This window comes from Bradyrhizobium sp., from assembly GCF_030697065.1.
Classification (GTDB): Bacteria; Pseudomonadota; Alphaproteobacteria; order Rhizobiales; family Xanthobacteraceae; genus Bradyrhizobium.
Genome location: NZ_JAUYQU010000035.1, coordinates 1 through 19,979, shown reverse-complemented (window position 1 = coordinate 19,979; position 19,979 = coordinate 1). Strand labels below are relative to the sequence as shown.

Annotated in this window: 13 protein-coding genes; 9 read left to right on the top strand and 4 right to left on the bottom strand. The window is 64.1% G+C overall.

Annotated features, from left to right (window positions below; translation table 11 throughout):
* Together Q8R73_RS02675 and Q8R73_RS02670 are read left to right on the top strand one after the other, a co-directional pair.
* Positions 1 to 2,575: DUF3427 domain-containing protein (locus Q8R73_RS02675; RefSeq protein WP_305718009.1), on the top strand; the 2,575-nt coding region annotated here is incomplete at its 5' end.
* 160 nt (positions 2,576 to 2,735) lie between these two features.
* Entirely contained in the window at positions 2,736 to 3,608 is an 873-nt protein-coding gene (locus tag Q8R73_RS02670; RefSeq protein WP_305718008.1) for an efflux RND transporter periplasmic adaptor subunit, read from the top strand.
* A 140-nt stretch (positions 3,609 to 3,748) separates the two neighbouring features.
* On the opposite strand, the gene Q8R73_RS02665 is transcribed toward Q8R73_RS02670, so the two are convergent.
* The gene (locus Q8R73_RS02665; RefSeq protein ID WP_305718007.1) at positions 3,749 to 4,615 is read right to left on the bottom strand and encodes a caspase family protein; all 867 of its coding nucleotides are present in this window, start codon (positions 4,613 to 4,615) and stop codon (positions 3,749 to 3,751) included.
* 433 nt (positions 4,616 to 5,048) lie between these two features.
* Here Q8R73_RS02665 and Q8R73_RS02660 point away from each other — a divergent pair, with 433 nt between their 5' ends.
* From Q8R73_RS02660 to Q8R73_RS02640, 5 genes are all read left to right on the top strand, one after another.
* Positions 5,049 to 6,785: a hypothetical protein gene (locus Q8R73_RS02660; RefSeq protein WP_305718006.1), complete on the top strand. Its 1,737-nt coding sequence runs from the start codon at positions 5,049 to 5,051 to the stop codon at positions 6,783 to 6,785.
* A 235-nt stretch (positions 6,786 to 7,020) separates the two neighbouring features.
* The gene (locus Q8R73_RS02655; protein ID WP_371126015.1) at positions 7,021 to 7,743 is read left to right on the top strand and encodes a thermonuclease family protein; all 723 of its coding nucleotides are present in this window, start codon (positions 7,021 to 7,023) and stop codon (positions 7,741 to 7,743) included.
* A 4-nt stretch (positions 7,744 to 7,747) separates the two neighbouring features.
* Positions 7,748 to 8,533: an LssY C-terminal domain-containing protein gene (locus Q8R73_RS02650; protein WP_305718005.1), complete on the top strand. Its 786-nt coding sequence runs from the start codon at positions 7,748 to 7,750 to the stop codon at positions 8,531 to 8,533.
* Between the two features lie 262 nt (positions 8,534 to 8,795).
* Complete coding sequence (locus Q8R73_RS02645; RefSeq protein WP_305718004.1) at positions 8,796 to 9,983, top strand: alanine--glyoxylate aminotransferase family protein; 1,188 nt, start codon at positions 8,796 to 8,798, stop codon at positions 9,981 to 9,983.
* Positions 9,984 to 10,016: 33 nt separating this feature from the next.
* The gene (locus tag Q8R73_RS02640; protein ID WP_305718003.1) at positions 10,017 to 12,128 is read left to right on the top strand and encodes a S9 family peptidase; all 2,112 of its coding nucleotides are present in this window, start codon (positions 10,017 to 10,019) and stop codon (positions 12,126 to 12,128) included.
* Positions 12,129 to 12,285: 157 nt separating this feature from the next.
* Here the strand turns inward: Q8R73_RS02640 and Q8R73_RS02635 are convergent, their stop codons facing one another.
* Positions 12,286 to 13,005: a ribonuclease activity regulator RraA gene (locus Q8R73_RS02635; protein WP_305718002.1), complete on the bottom strand. Its 720-nt coding sequence runs from the start codon at positions 13,003 to 13,005 to the stop codon at positions 12,286 to 12,288.
* Positions 13,006 to 13,104: 99 nt separating this feature from the next.
* Positions 13,105 to 14,844 carry an L-arabinonate dehydratase gene (araD, locus tag Q8R73_RS02630; RefSeq protein ID WP_305718001.1) on the bottom strand — a complete coding sequence of 580 codons (1,740 nt, stop codon included), beginning with the start codon at positions 14,842 to 14,844 and terminating at the stop codon, positions 13,105 to 13,107.
* Positions 14,845 to 15,254: 410 nt separating this feature from the next.
* Here araD and Q8R73_RS02625 point away from each other — a divergent pair, with 410 nt between their 5' ends.
* Together Q8R73_RS02625 and Q8R73_RS02620 are read left to right on the top strand one after the other, a co-directional pair.
* Entirely contained in the window at positions 15,255 to 15,692 is a 438-nt protein-coding gene (locus Q8R73_RS02625; protein ID WP_305718000.1) for a response regulator, read from the top strand.
* Positions 15,693 to 15,749: 57 nt separating this feature from the next.
* Positions 15,750 to 19,259 carry a PAS domain S-box protein gene (locus tag Q8R73_RS02620; protein WP_305717999.1) on the top strand — a complete coding sequence of 1,170 codons (3,510 nt, stop codon included), beginning with the start codon at positions 15,750 to 15,752 and terminating at the stop codon, positions 19,257 to 19,259.
* A gap of 35 nt (positions 19,260 to 19,294) precedes the next feature.
* On the opposite strand, the gene Q8R73_RS02615 is transcribed toward Q8R73_RS02620, so the two are convergent.
* Positions 19,295 to 19,927 carry a response regulator transcription factor gene (locus tag Q8R73_RS02615; RefSeq protein ID WP_305717998.1) on the bottom strand — a complete coding sequence of 211 codons (633 nt, stop codon included), beginning with the start codon at positions 19,925 to 19,927 and terminating at the stop codon, positions 19,295 to 19,297.
* Positions 19,928 to 19,979 lie beyond the last annotated feature (52 nt).

Here is a 19,979-nt window from a genome sequence, read left to right as displayed (position 1 = left end):
AGAGGCGCCGCCCCCCTTGGCTATCCCGCACGCTCTTCAGCTAGCCGCGCTTTCAGCACTCGAAGAAACACGACGGGAAGGCTTCTCGGCAGGCTTGGTTGTTCTCGCGACGGGACTTGGAAAGACATGGCTTTCCGCATTTGACAGCGGTAGGCCGGAATTCCATCGCGTTCTCTTCGTGGCTCATCGTGAGGAGATACTGAACCAAGCAATTGAAAATTTCCGACGTATCCGACCGAATGCCTCCATCGGGCGGATGAACGCTTCGCAAAAGGATGGTGACGCAGACCTGCTTTTCGCGTCGGTGCAGACACTTGGCCGGGCAGAGCATCTCAATCGATTCTCGACGACGGCCTTCGACTACATCATCATTGACGAATTTCATCACGCCGCCGCGACTACTTACCGGCGCATTATTGATTACTTCCAGCCTAAATTCCTTCTTGGGCTTACCGCGACGCCTGAGCGCATGGACGGTGGCGACCTTCTCGCTCTTTGCCAAGAGAACCTCGTCTTTCAAGCGTCGGTCCCCGACGGAATTTCAGCAGGTTTGCTCTGCGCCTTTCAATATTTTGGCGTTCCGGATATCGTCGATTACGCCAACATTCCATGGCGTAACGCACGCTTCGATCCTACCGAGCTTACGGCGGCGGTAGCAACCGATGCTCGCGCGCAAAACGCTCTCGAACAATTCCGTAAGCATGGCGCTAAACGCTGCATCGCATTCTGCTGTTCACAGCGGCATGCCAATTTCATGTCGGAATTTTTCAATGGCCGCGGTTTGCGGACAGTTGCCGTTCATGCCGGCAATGACAGTTCGCCCCGAACTACGTCGCTTACTCAACTTGCGAACGGGGAGCTTGATGTCATCTTCTCGGTAGACATGTTCAACGAGGGGGTCGACGTCCCAAACATCGATACAATACTTATGCTGCGTCCTACCGAATCGACGGTAATTTGGATGCAGCAATTCGGCCGCGGCCTACGTAGGGCACCGAATAAGCCATTTTTAAAGGTCATCGATTACATCGGAAACCACCGATCGTTTCTTATGAAGTTGCAATCTGTTGCGGCCGTCGCGGGCAAGAATGCGAACAGCATTGGCGCTCTCAGAAATATTCTCGACGAGGTCATTCGGCAGGAATTTGACCTGCCGGAGGGTTGTGCCGTCACCTATGAACTCGAAAGCATCAAAATACTCGAAGAACTGCTGAAGCCCAACCGGCCGGAGGCAGCACTTGAGGCCTTCTACAGCGGCTTCCTTGAACGGCACGATGTCCGTCCGACTGCAGTTGAAGCCTTTCACGAAGGCTTCAATCCCCGCGGCAACAGTGAGCGCTCGTGGCTAGGCTTTGTATCTCGGATGAATGGCCTGTCGAGGGACGAAGTTGCTGCGTTTTCGCAATCTCGTGCATTCCTAGACAGCATTGAGAAGATAGATACTACCCGCAGCCACAAGATTATCTTACTGCTCGCCATGAGTTCGGCCGATGCAATACCCGGCGAAATTGACATCGATACGCTTGTCGAACAGGTTGCTAAGCTGGCCGCTCGATACTTGAAAGTCCGTAGAGACTTCTCGCTAGACATTGATGACACGAAAAGTTTACGCCGCCTGCTCGTTGACCGGCCCATCCGCGACTTGGTTGGAGGTCAAGGCACTGGCGAGACGTCCTATTTTAAGTTCGAACGCGATCGCTTATCGACGAATTTCGAAGCCAGCGATGCCGCCCCACTTAAAGATCTCCTTCGTGAGATCTTGGATTGGCGCCTTGCGCAGTACCTTAGCCAGCATGCTCCTGACGATCCAGCCGCCGATATCATGTGCCGAGTGTCTCGCGACGACGAACACCCGGTACTGGTTCTCCCCAGTGCCGCAGCGTCCCTTCATCTTGAGCTTGGACCAGTTCCTGTCGAGATCGACGGAGTCACTTACGAGGCTTTGATCACAAGAGTCGCCATCAATGATGTTCGAAAGCCGGGCGATAAGATGAACCTGCTGCCGGGAATATTGCGTGGTTGGTTTGGGGACGACGCAGGACTTTCATCGCGCGGAGAGCGCGTTAGGCTAAAACGTGATCCATCCGGCTTCAGAATGGAAGCACTACGAACGCGGCCTGCTGGTGAGGGGCTGCGGATCTGGGAGCGATATGCACGCGACGCGATAGCACCTGCCTTTGGTCTTACTTTCAGCCAAGCAATCTGGAACGCTGGTTTTGTCGTCCAAGATCCAGAAGTCTTTCTGCTGGTTACCTTGGCGAAGGGCGATATGAACACAGACCATCGATACGTGGATCGTTTCGTATCCGACCGAGAGTTCGCTTGGCAGAGCCAAAACCGCACCACACAGTCTTCGAAGCACGGGCAAATTCTTAGCAATCACGCGTCGCAGGGAAAGCGCGTTCATCTCCTCGTGCGACCAACCAAGAAGACCGGTTCAAAGCCGACGCCGTTCTATTACTGTGGCGAAGTTGACTTCGTTTCCTGGGAAGGCGATGCACCGATTTCCATAAAATGGCGATTGCGTGAAGCAGTCCCGTCTGCACTCCATGGTGCGCTCGGCGTGCCTTCATAGAGGGGAGGACCCATGCGACGCTCGACCGCTGGTGATGGTCCGGGCATGTGAATTCCCGAATTCCCGCCTCCAGTAATACACGTCCTCGTCCCACCTTGCCGCTTGGCCCCCTCACCCGCCTTCTGATATCCATACCCCCGAAACCGGGATCATATTGCCGATGAACCATTTCCCCACCCTGCTCGCCGCCGCCCTCCTCCTGGCCTCTCCCGCGTTTGCCGCAGAGGAGCCGGCCGAGGCGGCGCCGAAGGGCGCCGCGGTTACCGTGATCAAGGCGGCCAAGGCCTGTTTTTCCGATATCGTCGACGTTTCCGGCATCCTGATCGCGCGGGAGGAGACCTCGGTGCGCTCGGAGCGGCCGGGGCTGAAGGTGGCGGAAGTGCTGGCGGAGCCCGGCGACACCGTCACCGCCGGCCAGTTGCTGGCCCGGCTGGCGCTGCCCGAGGGCGGGCTGACGCTGGTGGCGGCACCGATCGCGGGGCTGGTCTCGACCTCCACCGCGGTGGTGGGCTCCGTGGCGGGGGGCAAGGGCGAGGCGCTGTTCACCATCATCGCGCGCAGCGAATTCGACCTGGTCGGCATGGTGCCGGTGGGCGATATCCCGAAACTCGCGGTCAACCAGACCGCGCGGATCAAGATCATCGGCGTCGGCGAGGTCGAGGGCCGGGTGCGCCGGGTGGCCGCGACCATCGAGCCCAACAGCCAGCTCGGCCAGGTGTTCGTCGGCATCACCCAGCCGCGGCGGCTGCTGGTGAATGCATCCGGCCGGGCGCAGATCAAGACCGGGCAGAGCTGCGGCATCTCGCTGCCGCTGACAGCGATCCTCTACAGTTCGGCCGGCACCGTGGTGCAGGTGGTGCGGCGGGCGCGGGTCGAGACGCGGCAGGTCGAGGTCGGGCTTATGTCGGCCGGCCAGGTCGAAATCCGCCGCGGCCTCGAGGAAGGCGACACCGTGGTCGCCCGCGCCGGCGCGCTGTTGCGCGAAGGCGATCCGGTGCGACCTGTGACGGCGAGCGTGGATGTGAAGAAGTAGGGGGAAGGGTTGTCGAAGTCTCGATCCCGGCATTCCGGGATAGTGCGTTAGCAGCAGACCTCAGGGGCGCAATTGCGCACCGGTGAATCCCGGGATTCCGGGTTCGATGTTTCGCATCGCCCCGGAATGACGAAGCTTGTTCAGCTGCCGGCCTTGACGTTCGCGGCGGTGCTGAAGCTGAGGTCTTCCGGCAGCGAGGAGGACACCGAGGGCACCTGTTCGCCGTCGGTGGCGCGGGAGATGGCGTGGCGGGTCTTGTTGAAGGCGGCTTCGACGCCGGCGAGCTGCGGGGTCAGCTCCTTGAGCAACTCGGTCATCAACACGCTGTTGGCGCCGTTCGAATCGTCGGCGACCTTGCCCGGCGACGCCGAAGTCAGGATCAGCGCATTGTCGGGGGCGGCGATCGGGGCGAGGCCGTGGGAATAGGTGCGGAAACGGCGCTCCCACGGATTGCGCCGGGAGGCGTCGACCACGACCAGCTTGGCGCGGGCGCCCTTTTCGCTGACGGCTTCCAGCACCGATTCGATGCTGACGCCGTCGCGCCGCACGTCGGCTTCCTTCCAGATCTTGGCGTCGACCGGGATCATGTAGCTCTGGCGGCGGGCCTGCACGCCGTAGCCGCCGAAATACAGCATGACGACGCTGTCCGGCCTGACCTTCGACTGCAGGCGGGCGACGGCGCGGCGCATGTCGTCCTTGCTGGCGTCCTCGACGACGTCGACGTCGAAGCCGCTGCTGCGCAGCTTGGCGGTGAGCGCGCGGGCGTCGTTGATCGGCTGCGCCAGCGGCGCATTGGCGTCGGGATAGTGGCCGTTGCCGATCACCAGCGCGATCTTCGAGCCCCTGGCGGCGGCGGCATCATTCTGCCCGGACGCGATCGCCTTGCCGGCGTCGAGCGCGCGCTTGTTCAGCGCGGCGTGCGCTCCGAGCCCCAGCGACACCGTGGCCACCAGCACGGCGGCAATGGTGAGGCTGCGGCGGGAGATGCTGATCTGCCGTAGGTTCATCGCGGTTCATTCCTGCTCACCGGCACAGGCGCGCTTGATTGGTCGCGCCAGACGCCGATTAGGTTTGAGGAGTTGCCGGGCGGTGTGCCGCCCGATTGCGCTCTATTTGCGGCATCGCAACAAAGAAAGCATTAACCCGCCGGGCCCTGGCCGGCAACCTCGTTTGGCGAATGCGGGCCCTGCGGGCCGCGCGTGCGATAAAATTCCTCCAATATTGCAAATGGTTACCAGGGAGGCTCCTTGTGGCTCCCGGCACTCTTGCGGGCGGCCGATGACGCCGAAATGGCTGTTTTTTCCGTGATCCCGGTCACATTTGTATTCCCCGGGATTTCGTATAGGTTTTCAAGGGCTTATAAGGTTGGGGATTTTGCCGGTTTCGCGGGTTCGGCGCGGCCCGGGGGGACGCGCAACAGCGCGGCTGGGCAAGAAATTCATGACATTTCATCGCATCGCCGGGGCCGCCTACCGCGCCGTGACGGCAGCCAAGGACGGCCCGTCGCTGTACGACGTCTGCGACCCCCTGCTGCTGAAATATGCCGGCGGCGACCCGCATCTCGGCAAGTTCTATCGTACCGCGCTGGGCAATCCCGCGCTGCGGCCGCTGCTGCGGCGGACCGGGCTGAGCGAATTGCGCGACGAGGCGCGATTGCAGCGGCTGCGCGACGCGCTGGGCCAGGCACGCGACCATGCCGAGCCGGACTGGGCCGCGATCGGCGCGCCGGTCGCCGATCTCGTCGATACCATCGAGCTTGCGCATCCCAGGCCGCCGGCCGGGCCGGCGCCGGCGCGCCCGCCGGACATGGCGCAGATCGAGGGCACGATCCGAAGCTGCGCCGCGCATCTGTTGAAATCCTTCCGCAGCAACGGGTTCATTCCAACCTATGCCGCCTTCAACCTGATCGGCGACGCCGACCTGCGCGGCCGCGAAATGCTGATGGCGCTGACCGGGCTGAATTCGCGCGGCTACAAGAACTCGACGCTGCTGTTCAACCTGGCGCGGGTGTTCATCGCGCGCTCGCCGGCGCGTGCGCTGATCAACCCGCCATGGAAGGGGATCGCCGAGCCGATGTGGGAGCCGATGCAGATCCGGCACCGCTCGGCCTATTACGACGCGTTCTTCACCGAGGCGCTGCTGAGCTTTGCCGAGACCGGCCTCGCCTCGCCCGACCAGGCCAATGCGTCGCGCCGCGCCATCACCGAGATGGTGGATTTCTGCCTCACCACCAGCGCCGAGGACGTGCGCTCGCATGACGGCTCCATCGTCCGCGTGATCACCGCGCTGGCGCCGCTGCCGCATCCGCGCTTTTCGAAGTTCTTCGCCCAGATCAAGCAGGACCTCGGCTTCGGCATCTACGTGCCGGACTGCGACACCACGGCCTGCGCGTTCTCGGCGGCGACCCAGGCCGGCGCCACCGATCCGATCCTCGACCAGCCCTTGCTGGATTTCTATGCCGGCTACCAGGTGGCGGAAGGCGCCAACGAGCCCAAGGTCACCGTGCCGCTGAACGACAATATCGATTACGAGGGCGGCGTCGTCACCTGGATCGACAATCTCAGGGGCGAGCGGCCGTTCGGCAACGATCTCGATCCGACGCTCAACCTCGATATTCTCGAGGTCAGCTTCCGCAATCTGGCGCGGTGGAAAGTGCTGGAAACGCCGGCGCGGCTTGCGACCGCTCACCGCATCATCGGCTTCCAGAAGCGGCTGGTGCTGAGCGGCGCCTTCGCCAATCCGCGCTCGCATATCTATTATCTGCCGGAGCTGTATTGCGCCTATTTCGGCCGCTGCTACGCCGCCTTTACCGCGCTGCCGCCCGCCGGGCAGGCCGCCATCGATCCCGACGGCACGTTCGGGCTGGTCCGCGAAAAAGTGCTGGCCTATGTGCAGGGCGAGCTGATCGCGCACGAGATGAACGCCTTCGATGCGGCGCTGGCGCTGATCGCGCTCGGCCATCTCGGCGCGCCGCTCGCGGCCTTCGCGCCGGCACTGCATTGCATCGCCGAAAGTGTCGGCGAAGGCGGCAGACGCGGGCCGTTCAAGGCCTATGAGTGGAACAAGATGAAGACCCCGACCCGGATCCTGGTCGGCGGCCCCGAAGTCACCTCGGCCTTCGTGCTGATGGGCCTTGCGCTGGCGCGCCGCGCGATGATGGCGGGCGGGCGCAACTAATCACCGACCGTCATACCCCGCGAAGGCGGGGTATCCAGTACGCCGCGGCTTCTCGGCTCTACCGCTGCCGCCTCTGGAATACTGGATCACCCGCTTTCGCGGGTGATGACAGCCGAGTTCGTTCTCGCGTTAAGTTGAAAGCATCCGTAGTTTCCCGCGCTGGTACGGCAGCCCAATCCGCACCACAATCGCGGCGTTTGATTGGACGATTCCTCATTTTAGACGGCCCCTGTTCATGAAATTCCTGATTGCGCTGTTCGCATTGCTGCTGCCTGCGATCGCCGACGCCGCCGACATAACCGGCGTTGCCAGGATCCGCGAGGCCGACCAGGTCCAGATCGGCAATTCCCGGATCCGGCTCGGCGGCATCGACGCGCCGCAACTGGACCAGCTCTGTCTCAACACCAAGGGCGAGCGCTGGAGCTGCGGCGCCGCGGCGCGCGACGAACTGATCAAACATGTCGGCAACAGGAGCTGGAGCTGCACAAGGCGCCAGGTCGCCGACCGCCGCGGCCGCATCGTGGCGCGCTGCGCGGTCGACGGCGAGGACATCCAGAAATGGCTGGTCCGCAACGGCTGGGCGCTGGCCTATGCGCGGATTTCCCGTGACTACGAGGCGGACGAGAAGGCCGCGCGCGAGGCCAGGGCCGGGATGTGGCAGGGCGCCTTCATCGCGCCATGGGACTGGCGCATCCGCAACAAGAAGACGGCGATTCTCGGCGCCGTCAAACCGCCCGAGCAGGCGCGCGCGATCCTGCTGGCCTCGGCGTCGGGACCGGTGGCGCCCTCGCCCGATTGCACCATCAAGGGCAACGTCAACCGCTCCGGCGTATGCATCTATCACACGCCCTCCAGCCGCTGGTACGCCAAGATCCAGATGAAGATCAGCAAGGGCACGCGCTGGTTCTGTTCGGTCGAGGAGGCCGAAGCCGCAGGCTGCCGCGAGACCCGCAGGTAGCGCCGTGAAGCGCGCCGCGTGGCTGTTGCTGTCGCTCGTCATCGCCTACACGCTGTCCGCCTATGTCGTGCTGCCGGCGTTCTGGACCCATTACGAGCACCAGCAAGGCCTCGCCGAGCTGCCGATGGTGACGCGAACGGCGCAGGACATTCCGGGCGATCCCATCAATGTCGGCCTGGTCGGCGACAACCAGGACCTGCTCTGCGCCATGCATGCCGCCGGCTGGTATCCGGCCGATCCGGTCACGCTGAAAACGTCGGTCGAGATCGTCGGCAGCGTGCTGCTCGACCGGCCCTACCGCGATGCGCCGGTCAGCAACCTTTACTATCTCGGCCGCCGCGAAGACCTCGCCTTCGAGAAGCCGGACGGGCGCAGCCCCGATCGCCGTCACCATGTGCGGCTCTGGAAGGTGCTCGAGCTGGGCGAGGAAAAGCGGCCGGTCTGGCTCGGCGCCGCGACCTTCGATCGCAGCGTCGGCATCAGCCACTACACCGGCGCCGTCACTCACCACATCGATGCCGATGTCGACGCCGAGCGGCAGTTTCTCGCCGACGATCTGGAGACGGCGGCGATGGTGCAGGCGAAATACCAGGTCACCGGCGTGGGGCCGACATTGGCCGGGCGCAATGGCGGCGGCGATCGCTATTACACCGACGGCGAGGTCTGGCTGCTGCGGCTGGTCGAGGCCTGCCGCAAGCAGAGCGGCCCGGCCACGGTGATTCCAAGCCCGGCCGCGACCGAGATCAAGGACCGGATCTGGCAGGCGGTGGCGGGGGCGATAAGGCAGTGATGGGCTGATCCGGCATTGCGTGTGCGAAGCCGACGAGTGCGAATCTCTTGAGGCCGTCATTCCGGGATGGTGCGTTAGCACCAGACCCGGAATCTCGAGATTCCGGGTTCGATGCTGGCGCATCGCCCCGGAATGACGACCGCCTGGATTGCTTCGCTGCTCTCGCAATGACAGTTTCAATCGATTATCATCATGTTCCAGCCTGAATCTCCCGGTATCCACCGCGTCCCTGCCCAACAGCCTATCAAAAGGAAGAACAAGAATGACCGTTCGCGCGGGCCGGGAGTTTCTGGCGATCCCCGGGCCCACCACCATGCCCGACGAAGTGCTGCGGGCGATGCATCGTCCGGCGCTGGACATCTATTCCGCGGAAATGTTCGGCATGACCGACAGCCTGCTGCGCGACCTGTCGACGCTGTTTGCCACCAAGGGGCGCTCCTACATCTACATCGCCAACGGCCATGGCGCCTGGGAGGCCGCGCTCACCAATGTGCTGTCGCGCGGCGACAGGATCCTGGTGCTGGAGAGCGGACGGTTCGCGATCGGCTGGGGCCAGGCCGCCGCCGGCATGGGCGTCGAGGTCGAGGTGCTGAAGGGCGACTGGCGCCGCGCCATCCGCCCGGCCGAAGTCGAGGCGCGCCTGCGGCAGGACACGAACCACGAGATCAAAGCGATCCTCGCGGTGCAGGTCGATACCGCCTCGGGCGCCTATAACGACATCGAGGCGATCGGCAAGGCGATCAAGGCGGCGGGCCATCCCGCGCTGTTCATGGTCGATGCGGTGGCCTCGCTCGGCTGCATGCCGTTCGAGATGGACGCGTGGGGCGTCGACGTCGCGATGTCCGGCTCGCAGAAAGGCCTGATGGCTCCGCCCGGCCTCGGCTTCGTCGCCGCCAACGACCGCGCCCGCGAGGCGCACAAGACCGCGGGATTGCGCACGCCCTATTGGGACTGGACCGCGCGCGAAGGCAGCGAGCATTACCAGAAATATGCCGGCACCGCACCCGTGCACCTGCTGTTCGCGCTGCGCCAGGCCGTCGACATGCTGTTCGAGGAAAAACTCGACAATGTGTTCCTGCGCCATCGCCTGCTTGCCGAAGCGGTGCGCCGCGCGGTGGCGGTGTGGGCCGAGGGCCAGGTGCTCGGCTTCAACGTCGCCGAGCCGAACGAACGTTCCAACACGGTGACGACCGTGGTCATGTCCAACGGCCACGACCCGCTGGCGCTGCAGCGCTACTGCAAGGAAAAATGCGGCGTGGTGCTCGGCGTCGGCATCGGCGAACTCTCTGGACAGGCGTTCCGGATCGCCCATATGGGTCACGTCAACGCCCCGATGATTCTGGGTACGCTCGGCGTGATCGAAGTCGGGTTGAAGGCGCTGGGTATTCCGCACGGCAAGGGCGGTACCGAGGCCGCGATCGAGTGGCTGGGCGAAAGCGTGGGCGCGTAACGAAATCCCCGGCGCCGGGCGAACGAGGAACCAGTGACACAACCAACGAATAAAGTGCCCGCCCCGGTGGCGCCGCGCCGCCCGCATGCCTTCACCACCCACGGCATTACGATCGTCGACGATTATGCCTGGCTGAAGGACGCCAACTGGCAGGAGGTGCTACGCGCCCCTTCGGCGCTGCATCAGGATATCCGCAGCTATCTCGAGGCCGAGAACGACTACACCGAGAGCCTGCTCGGCCACACCGCGGCCCTGCAGAAAACCCTGGTGGCGGAGATGCGCGGACGCATCAAGGAGGACGATTCCAGCGTGCCCGCACCGGACGGGCCTTACGCGTATCTGCGCAAATTCCGCGAGGGCGGCCAGCACGAGATGTTCGGCCGCATGCCGCGAGGCGGCGGCGAGGTCGAGATCGTGCTCGACGGCGACAGGCTGGCGGCCGACCACAGCTATTTCAGGTTCGGCGGCAGCCGGCACTCGCCGGATCACGGGCTCGTGGCCTGGAGCGCCGACATCAAGGGCTCGGAATTCTTTTCCATCCGGGTGCGCGACTGGACGACGCGCGCGGACCATGACGACGTCGTCGAGGAGACCGACGGCGCGGTGGTGTGGAGCGCGGACAGCCGGAGCTTCCTCTACGTCAAGCTCGACGACAACCACCGCCCGATGCAGGTCTGGCGGCATCGCCTCGGCACCCCGCAGGCCGACGATGTGCTGGTCTACGAAGAACAGGATGCCGGCTGGTTCACCCATATCCATGAGAGCGCCAGCGGACGGTTCTGCGTGATCGCCGGCGGCGATCACGAGACCTCCGAGCAGCGGCTGGTCGATCTGGCCGATCTTTCCGCGCCGCCGATTCTGATCGCGGCCCGCGAGGAAGGCGTGCAATATTCGGTGAACGACCGCGGCGACGAGCTGTTCATTCTCACCAATGCCGACGGCGCCATCGACTTCAAGGTGGTCACCGCGCCGCTCGCTGCGCCGGCGCGCGCCAACTGGCGCGACCTGATCCCGTATCGCGAGGGCGTCTATATCATCGACGTCGAACTCTATGCCGGGCACATGGTGCGGCTGGAGCGCGAACATGCGCTGCCCGCCATCGTCATCCGCGACCTCGCGACGTCGGAAGAGCACGCCATCGCGTTCGACGAGACGGCCTATTCGCTCGACACCATGGGCGGCTATGAATTCGAGACGACGAACCTGCGGTTCTCCTATTCGTCGATGACGACGCCGTCGGAAGTCTACGATTACGACATGGCGGGCCGCACCCGCACGCTGCGCAAGCGCCAGCAGATCCCGTCCGGCCATAATCCGGCCGACTACGTCACCACCCGCATCATGGCGACCTCGCATGACGGCGCGCAGGTCCCGGTCTCGATCCTGCACGCCAGGGATTTGCAGCGCGACGGCAGCGCGCCGCTGCTGCTGTACGGCTACGGCTCCTACGGCATGGCGATGCCGGCGTCGTTCTCCGCCAACCGGCTGTCGCTGGTCGACCGCGGCTTCGTCTATGCGATCGCCCATATCCGCGGCGGCGCCGACAGGGGCTGGGGCTGGTACCTCGACGGCAAGCGCGAGAAGAAGACGAACTCGTTCGATGATTTTTCGGCTTCGGCGCGCGCGCTGATCGAGGCGAACTATACCAGCGCAAGGCGCATCGTCGGCCATGGCGGCAGCGCCGGCGGCATGCTGATGGGGGCGGTCGCCAACCGGGCCGGCGAACTGTTCGCCGGCATCGTCGCCGAGGTGCCGTTCGTCGACGTGCTCAACACCATGCTCGACGACACCCTGCCGCTGACGCCGCCGGAATGGCCGGAATGGGGCAACCCGATCGAGAGCGAAGCGGATTTTCGCACCATTCTGTCCTACTCGCCCTACGACAACATCGCGGCGAAGGATTACCCGAAGATCCTCGCGATGGGCGGGCTGACCGACCCGCGCGTCACCTACTGGGAGCCCGCCAAATGGATCGCGCGGCTGCGCGCCACCATGACATCGGGCGGCCCGGTCCTGCTGCGCACCAACATGGGCGCCGGCCATGGCGGCGCCTCGGGCCGGTTCGACCGGCTCGAAGAAGTCGCGATCGCCTATGGCTTTGCGTTGTGGGCGGTCGGGATGGCGGAGAAGGGCGAGGTCTCGTAGCCCGGATGGAGCGAGCGGTCGGCGACGCCAGCGCCGATCGCTGGCGCAATCCGGGGGCAGCGCTGATGAAGCAACCCGGATTGCGCCGGTGGGTGCGCGTGCGCGCGACCCGCCGGCTCCATTCATGCTACGTTCCTTCTCGTGCTCACACCGCCGGCTATCGTCCCGTCGCCTTCCGCCAGGCCGCGAAATCGACCAGGGTCTGCTCATCGGTGGCGGGGTAGAGCCCGAAGATGCCGCGGCCCTTTTGCACCTGTTCGGTGACGAAATCCTCAAACGCCGTCATCTCGAAAGCTTCGTTGGCGATTTCATCGGCGAGATGCGCCGGGATCACGATCACGCCGTCGCTGTCGCCGAGAATGACGTCGCCGGGGAACACCGGCGCATCGCCGCAGCCGATCGGACCGTTGATCTCGATCGCCTGGTGCAGCGTGAGATTGGTCGGCGCGCTCGGCCGGTGGTGAAAGGCGGGAAAGCCGAGTTTGGCGATCTCCGCCGAGTCGCGAAAACCGCCATCGGTGACGACGCCGGCGACGCCGCGCTGCATCAGCCGCGTCACCAGAATGGCGCCGGCCGACGCGGCGCGGGCATCCTTGCGGCTGTCCATGACCAGCACCGCGCCCGGCGGACAGTCTTCCACCGCCTTGCGCTGCGGATGCGAGCGATCGCGGAACACGTCGAGCTTGTTGAGATCCTCGCGCGCCGGCATGTAGCGCAAGGTAAAGGCCTCGCCGACCAGCGTCGGCTGACCGGCACCCAGCGGGTGCACGTCCTGAATGCACTGGGTCCGAAAGCCGCGCTTGAACAGCGCGGTGGCCACGGTGGCGGTGGAGATGGTCTTCAGTCTGGCACGGGTGGCATCGCTGAGTTTGGTCATGATTCTCATCCCCTTGTCATTCCGGGGCGCGCGAAGCGCGAACCCGGAATCTCGAGATTCCGGGTTCGATGCTGCGCATCGCCCCGGAATGACGGTTGGCTAGTAAATCGAGGGCTCATCGACCGGCTTGCCGAAGCCGGTTTCGAGGAAGTCGAAATCGCAGCCCTCATTGGCCTGTTTGATGTGTTTGGTGAACATCCAGCCATAGCCGCGCTCGTAGCGCCGCTCCGGCGGCTGCCATTCGGCGCGGCGTTTGGCCAGTTCCGCTTCCGGCACATCGAGATTGATGGTGCGCGCGGCGACATCGAGCGAGATGCGGTCGCCATTGCGCACCAGCGCCAGCGGGCCGCCGATATAGGACTCCGGCGCGACATGCAGGATGCAGGCGCCGTAGCTGGTGCCGCTCATCCGCGCATCCGACAGCCGCACCATGTCGCGGACGCCCTGCTTCACCAGTTTGGTCGGGATCGGCAGCATGCCCCATTCCGGCATGCCCGGCCCGCCCTGCGGCCCGGCGTTGCGCAGGATCAGCACATGGTCCGACGTGACGTCGAGATCGGGATCGTCTATCGCCTTCTTCATCGAGGGATAATCGTCGAACACCAGCGCGGGCCCGGTGTGCCTGAGGAAGCGCGGCTCGCAGGCGCTGGGCTTGATCACGCAGCCATCCGGAGCGAGGTTGCCCCTGAGCACCGCGAGCGCGCCCTCGGCATAGATCGGATTTTCGACCGTGCGGATGACGTCGTCATCATAGACCTCGGCGCGCGCGATGTTTTCGCCAAGTGTCATGCCGGTCACGGTCAAGACGTCGAGATGCAGATGCTGCCTGATCCGGCTCATCAGGGCGGGCAGCCCGCCGGCATAGAAAAAATCCTCCATCAGGTACCTGTCGCCGGAGGGACGCACATTGGCGATCACGGGCACCTTGCGGCTGGCGATCTCGAAATCGTCGAGCCCGATGTCCTGGCCGGCACGGCGCGCCTGCGCGATCAGATGGATGATCGCATTGGTCGAGCAGCCCATCGCCATCGCCACGGTGATGGCGTTCTCGAACGCCTTGCGGGTCTGTATTTCTTGCGGGGTGAGATCTTCCCATACCATCGACACGATCCGGCGGCCGCATTCCGACGCCATGCGGATGTGGCCGGCATCCGCGGCCGGGATCGAGGAAGCGCCCGGCAGCGTCATGCCGATCGATTCGGCGATCGCGGTCATGGTGGAAGCGGTGCCCATGGTCATGCAGGTGCCGTAGCTGCGGGCGATGCCGGCCTCGACATCGACCCAGTCCCTGTCGGAGATCTTCCCGGCGCGGCGCTCGTCCCAGTATTTCCAGGCGTCGGAGCCGGAGCCGAGGGTCTTGCCCTTCCAGTTGCCGCGCAGCATCGGGCCCGCCGGAAGGTAGATGGTCGGCAGGTTCATCGAGGTGGCTCCGAGCAGCAGCCCCGGCGTCGTCTTGTCGCAGCCGCCCATCAGCACCACCCCATCCACGGGATGACCACGCAGTAATTCCTCGGCGTCCATCGCCAGCATGTTGCGGTAGAGCATGGTGGTCGGCTTCAGGAAGGACTCCGACAGCGACAGCGCCGGCAATTCCATCGGGAAGCCGCCGGCCATCAGCACGCCGCGCTTGACGTCGTCGACCCGGCTCTTGAAATGCATGTGGCAGGGCTGCGCGTCCGACCAGGTATTCAGGATCGCGATGACCGGACGGCCCTTCCACTCCTCCGGAGCGTAGCCCATCTGCATCGCGCGCGAGCGGTGGCCGAAGGCCCTCAGATCGTCGGGCGCGAACCAGCGCGCGCTACGGAGCTGTTCGGGGGTCTTTTTCCTGTCGGTCATGTCAGCACCACTTCGCGGGACGGGCGTTGTCGCCATTTGATGTTATGACGGGTTTCGCAAAGAGCTCAACCCATCCTGCGGATCAGGACAGCGTGCCGCGGTTGCAAGCGAGGCATGGAAGGTCGGGTTTCCCGCGATCCGATCGCGATCACCGTCTGGGCTTCAGGAGAGTCGGAGTCGAACCAGGTCGAGATGTCCAGGATGGTGAAGATACCGCGAATCAGCCTGTACGACGCGAGCGCTTCATCGTGTCTGCTCTGAACCGTGCAGACGGGACAACTGATCGGCCATCGTATCAACAGAATCAACGCGTCGTCCACCTTTTCGAAATGCTTGCGTGTGAATGCAAATTCGGCAACCCTTTCGCGACTGGCTGGCGTTGATTCCAGATGCGAACCGGGGAGTTGGACTTGGCAAATATCCTGGTCGTGGACGACGACAAAGCAGTGCAGGCGACCATCCGGCTCTTGCTGGAGCGGGCCGGCCACGGCGTCGCCGTCGCCGGCGATGGCCGCAGCGGGCTGGCGATGTTCCAGACCGGCGCATTCGACCTGCTGTTCCTCGATATTTTCATGCCGGGAATGGACGGGCTGGAAACCATGCGGCTGGTTCACCAGCAGCAGCCGCGGATCCCGATCATCGTGATATCGGGAAATCCTGTTAGTTTCGCTTCCGGCCCGGATTTTCTGACCATGGCCACCAGGCTCGGCGCGGTCAGGAGCCTGCAAAAGCCCTTCAGGCCGGCCGCACTGCTGGCGGCCGTTGCGGATTCTCTTGAAGCCACGCAGCGCGCGTCTTCGATATCCTGGCCGCCGGCGCGGTTGCTTCCCGCCCATGAAGCGGAATAGCGTTGGTCCTCCCGGCCAACCGCGAACCGTGGCGGGATACACTGGTGCGAAACCCGGATGACGCTTGCAACCAGATTAGCCGTCGCGATGATCCTGCTGGTGGCGCTCGCGGTAACCGCGGTCGGATGGCTGAGCCATCGCGGCTTTGAACAAGCGGTCATTCCACGCGTCCTTGATCGTATGGAGGCGCATTCGCGGCTGATCGCAGCTGACCTGGAATCCTACGTCGCCGGAGTAAGTGGCGATATCGCCAGTTATCGAAACGCCGCTGCGCTGAACGGACTGATCCGCGCGCGCGTGGCAGGCGGCGTCGATCAGGCCGATGGCGTTTCCGAAGCTACATGGCGGGCACGGCTCACAACCGGTCTTGCGGGCGTGCTTGAAGCCAAACCCGCCTATTCCAAGCTTTGCATCATCGGCCTCGACGACGACCGGCGCGAAATCTTCCGTGTCGACCGCATGGGCCCGAACGGCGCGGTTCGGAATGTTCCCGAGCCGGAATTGCGCCGAAAGGCCGCGCCGCACTATTTCAACGCGACGATGCAGCTGCCGCCTGGCGAAATCCACGTCTCGCCGGTTGGCTTGGGTCGTGGCATGGTCGCCACCGCGACGCCGAATAACCCGACGCTGCACGTCGCGACGCCGATTTTCGCGCCCGGCGGCAAACCGTTCGGGGTTCTCCTCATCGAGATCAACATGCGGCCGGTGCTGGATCGCATCCGGTCATCGGCGCGGCCGGGTGCCGCAATCTACGCCGTCAACGGCCGCGGCGAGTATCTCGTTCACCCCGATCCGGCTCGAGAATTCAGCGCGCAGCCGGATTTGCCGACCGGATGGCAGAACGACTTCCCGGATCTGGCGGCATCGCTTGGAACAAGGCGGAGCATTGCGCAAGTCCAGACGGATCACACCGGACGGCGGGGCGGAATAGCACTCGCGCCCGCCATTTTGGTCGGCAAGGAATGGGTCGCCATCATCGAAGCCATTCCCAACGCCGTCTTCATGGCGCCGGCCGCGGCGATCCGGGATACTTCCCTGCTGGTCGGGCTGATCGCCATGCTGTGCGCGGCTGTCCTGGCCGTATTCATCGCGAGGACGCTGACCCGGCCGATCATTCAATTGACGGCGGCGGTCGAGGGCGCCGGCCGCGACGGGCCGGTGGCGATTCCGGTCGATGCGGGCGGCGAGACCGGCGTACTCGCGCGCGCCTTTGCCCGGGTGATGGGTGAAGCGAATGCCAAGACCGCCGCGCTCGAACACGAGGTTCAGGAGCATCGCCGTACCGAAGCCGCGCGCGACCATTACGCCACGCGCGAGCGCATCTTCAGCGCCGCCGTCGAATCCTCCATCGACGCCATCGTCACGAAATCCCTCGACGGCACGATCACCGGCTGGAATCCGGCGGCGGAACGCCTGTTCGGGTATCCCGCGACGGACGCGGTCGGACAGAGCATCAATCTGATCGTGCCGTCCATCCGCGCAGAGGAGGTGAGTGACATTCTGCGGCGGATAGGCTGGGGCGAAACCATCGAGAACTACGAAACCGAACGCCTGTGCAGGGACGGCAGCCTGGTCGAGGTTTCGCTCACCATTTCCCCGATCCGGGAACCGTCGGGATCGATCATCGGTGCATCGACCACCGCCCGCGACATCACGGCGAGTCGACGAACCGAGCAGGCCCTGCGCCAGCAGATCGAGGAACGACGCCGCATCTTCGACACCTCCCAGGACCTGGTTCTGGTGATCGACCCCAAGGCAGTCCTGGTCCAGGTGAGCCCGAGCTCGGAGACCATCCTGGGATACAAGCCGGTGGAAATGATCGGCCGCAATGCCAGCGAATTTCTCCATGCGGACGATCTTGAGATCAGCCGCGAGGAATTGCGTCTGGTGCGGCGCGGAAAGCCCGCGCGAAATACCGATTCGCGCTACATCCACAAGGACGGGCGTATTGTAACGCTGTCGTGGATGGGAGCATGGTCGGAGCCGGTCCAGAGGTACTTCTTCGTCGGCCGCGACATGACCCAAAGCCGGCTGGCGCAGGAAACCCTGCGCGAGAGCGAACAACTGGCGCGCGGCATCATCGATACCGCGCTCGACGCCTTCGTCCAGATCGACGAGAACAGCCGCATCCGAAACTGGAATTCTCAGGCGGAGAAAATCTTCGGCTGGTCGCACGATGAGGCGGTGGGTCAAAAGCTCGGCGATCTGATCATTCCGGAAATCCACCGGGCCGGCCACGCGTCGGGCATCGCGCGCTTCCTGAGCACCGGAGAAGGTCCGATCCTCGGCCGCCGCATCGAGATGGAGGCGCTGCGGAAAGACGGCAGAGAGATCAAGGTCGAGCTCAGCATCACCGCGTTGAAACGCCGTGACGGCTTCGTGTTCAACGGGTTCATTCGCGACCTGACCGACAAAATAGCGGCGGCGGACCGGATTCGACAGGCCGAAAAAATGGAAGCCGTCGGCCAGCTCACCGGCGGCATCGCCCATGACTTCAACAACATCCTGACGGTCATCACCGGAACCATCGGGATTCTGGCCGACGCCGTCGCGAAGGATCCGCAGCTCGCCGCCATCACGCGGATGATCGACGAAGCGGCGTCACGCGGCGCGGATCTCACCCAGCATCTGCTGGCCTTCGCCCGCAAGCAGCCGCTGCAGCCGCGGGAAACCGACGTCAATACACTGATCATCGACACCGCCAAGCTGCTGCGGCCCACGCTGGGCGAGCAGATCGATATCCAAACGGCGTTCGAAGACGAAGAATGCATGGCCACCGTCGATCCAAATCAGCTCGCGACCGCCATTCTCAATCTCGCGCTCAACTCCCGCGACGCGATGCCCAATGGCGGCAGGCTCATACTCGAAACCGGCATGGCCTTCCTCGACGACGGCTACGCCAGCCTGCACGACGACGTCCGGCCCGGGCGCTATGTGCTGATTGCCGTAAGCGACACCGGCGTCGGCATTCCCGCAGCCATGCTCGACAAGGTGTTCAACCCGTTCTTTACGTCGAAGGGTCCCGGCAAAGGCACCGGCCTCGGCCTCAGCATGGTCTATGGTTTCGTGAAGCAGTCCGCCGGGCACATCATGATCTACAGCGAGGAGGGCCACGGCACCACGATCAAGATGTATCTGCCGCCGGGCACCGGAGACCTGTCCGCGGCCGAAGGCGCACTCGCGGCGGCCGTCGAAGGCGGCCACGAAACCATCCTTGTCGTCGAGGACGACAAGCTGGTCAGGGACTATGTGCTGACCCAGCTGCATTCGCTGGGCTATGTCACGCTGGATGCGGCCAATGCGGCGGACGCGCTTGCGATCGTCGCAGGAGGCAATGCGTTCGACCTGCTTTTCACCGACGTGATCATGCCGGGAGCGATGAACGGCCGCCAGCTCGCCGACGAGTTGCAGAAGACCCGGCCCGGGCTCAAGGTGCTGTTCACCTCGGGTTACACCGAAAATGCGATCATCCATCACGGCCGGCTCGACTCCGGCGTGCTGCTGCTCGCCAAGCCGTATCGCAAGACGGATCTGGCCGCGATGATCCGCAAGGCCCTCGCCGGCTGAGAGGCCGGCGCAGGTGCCGATCGGCACGCGCCGGTTCAGCCGCGCGAGACGGTCATCACGATCCGGATGAGATCGGCCGCATTCCTGGCGCCGAGCTTCTTCATGATGTTGGCGCGATGGTCCTCGATGGTGCGCGGGCTGATTCCGAGATGGCGCCCGGCTTCCTTGTTGGAAGCGCCCGACGTGAACTGTTCCAGCACTTCGCGCTCACGCCGCGTCAACGGTTCCCGTCCCGGGAAATGCAGCGACGTGGTTCGTGATGCGGAGTTCTCTGCCTGCCGGCGTGCATAGGCCTCGATCGCCTCATCGAGCCGGGCCACGATTTCGCTGCCGCGGAACGGCTTCTCGATGAAATCCAGCGCACCGTTCTTGATCGCGCTCACCGCCATCGCGATGTCGCCCTGGCCGGAGATCATGAAGATCGGCGCGGGATAGTCCTCGCCGGAAAGTTCCTTCAGGATGTCGAGGCCGGATTTGCCGGGAATATTCACGTCGAGCAGCATACAGGCCGGCGTTCTCGTCCGCGCCACCGCCAGCAACGCGGCGCCGTCGGCAAAGCAGATCACCTGATAGCCGCCCGCCGACAACACCAGCGACAGGGTGTCGCGGATGGCGGGATCGTCGTCGACGACGAAAATTTCGCCTTTGGAAATAGAGTTCTCATCCATGTGCCAGTTCATCCACTGTGAGGACTCACATTCGCGGAACGATACTAAGCGG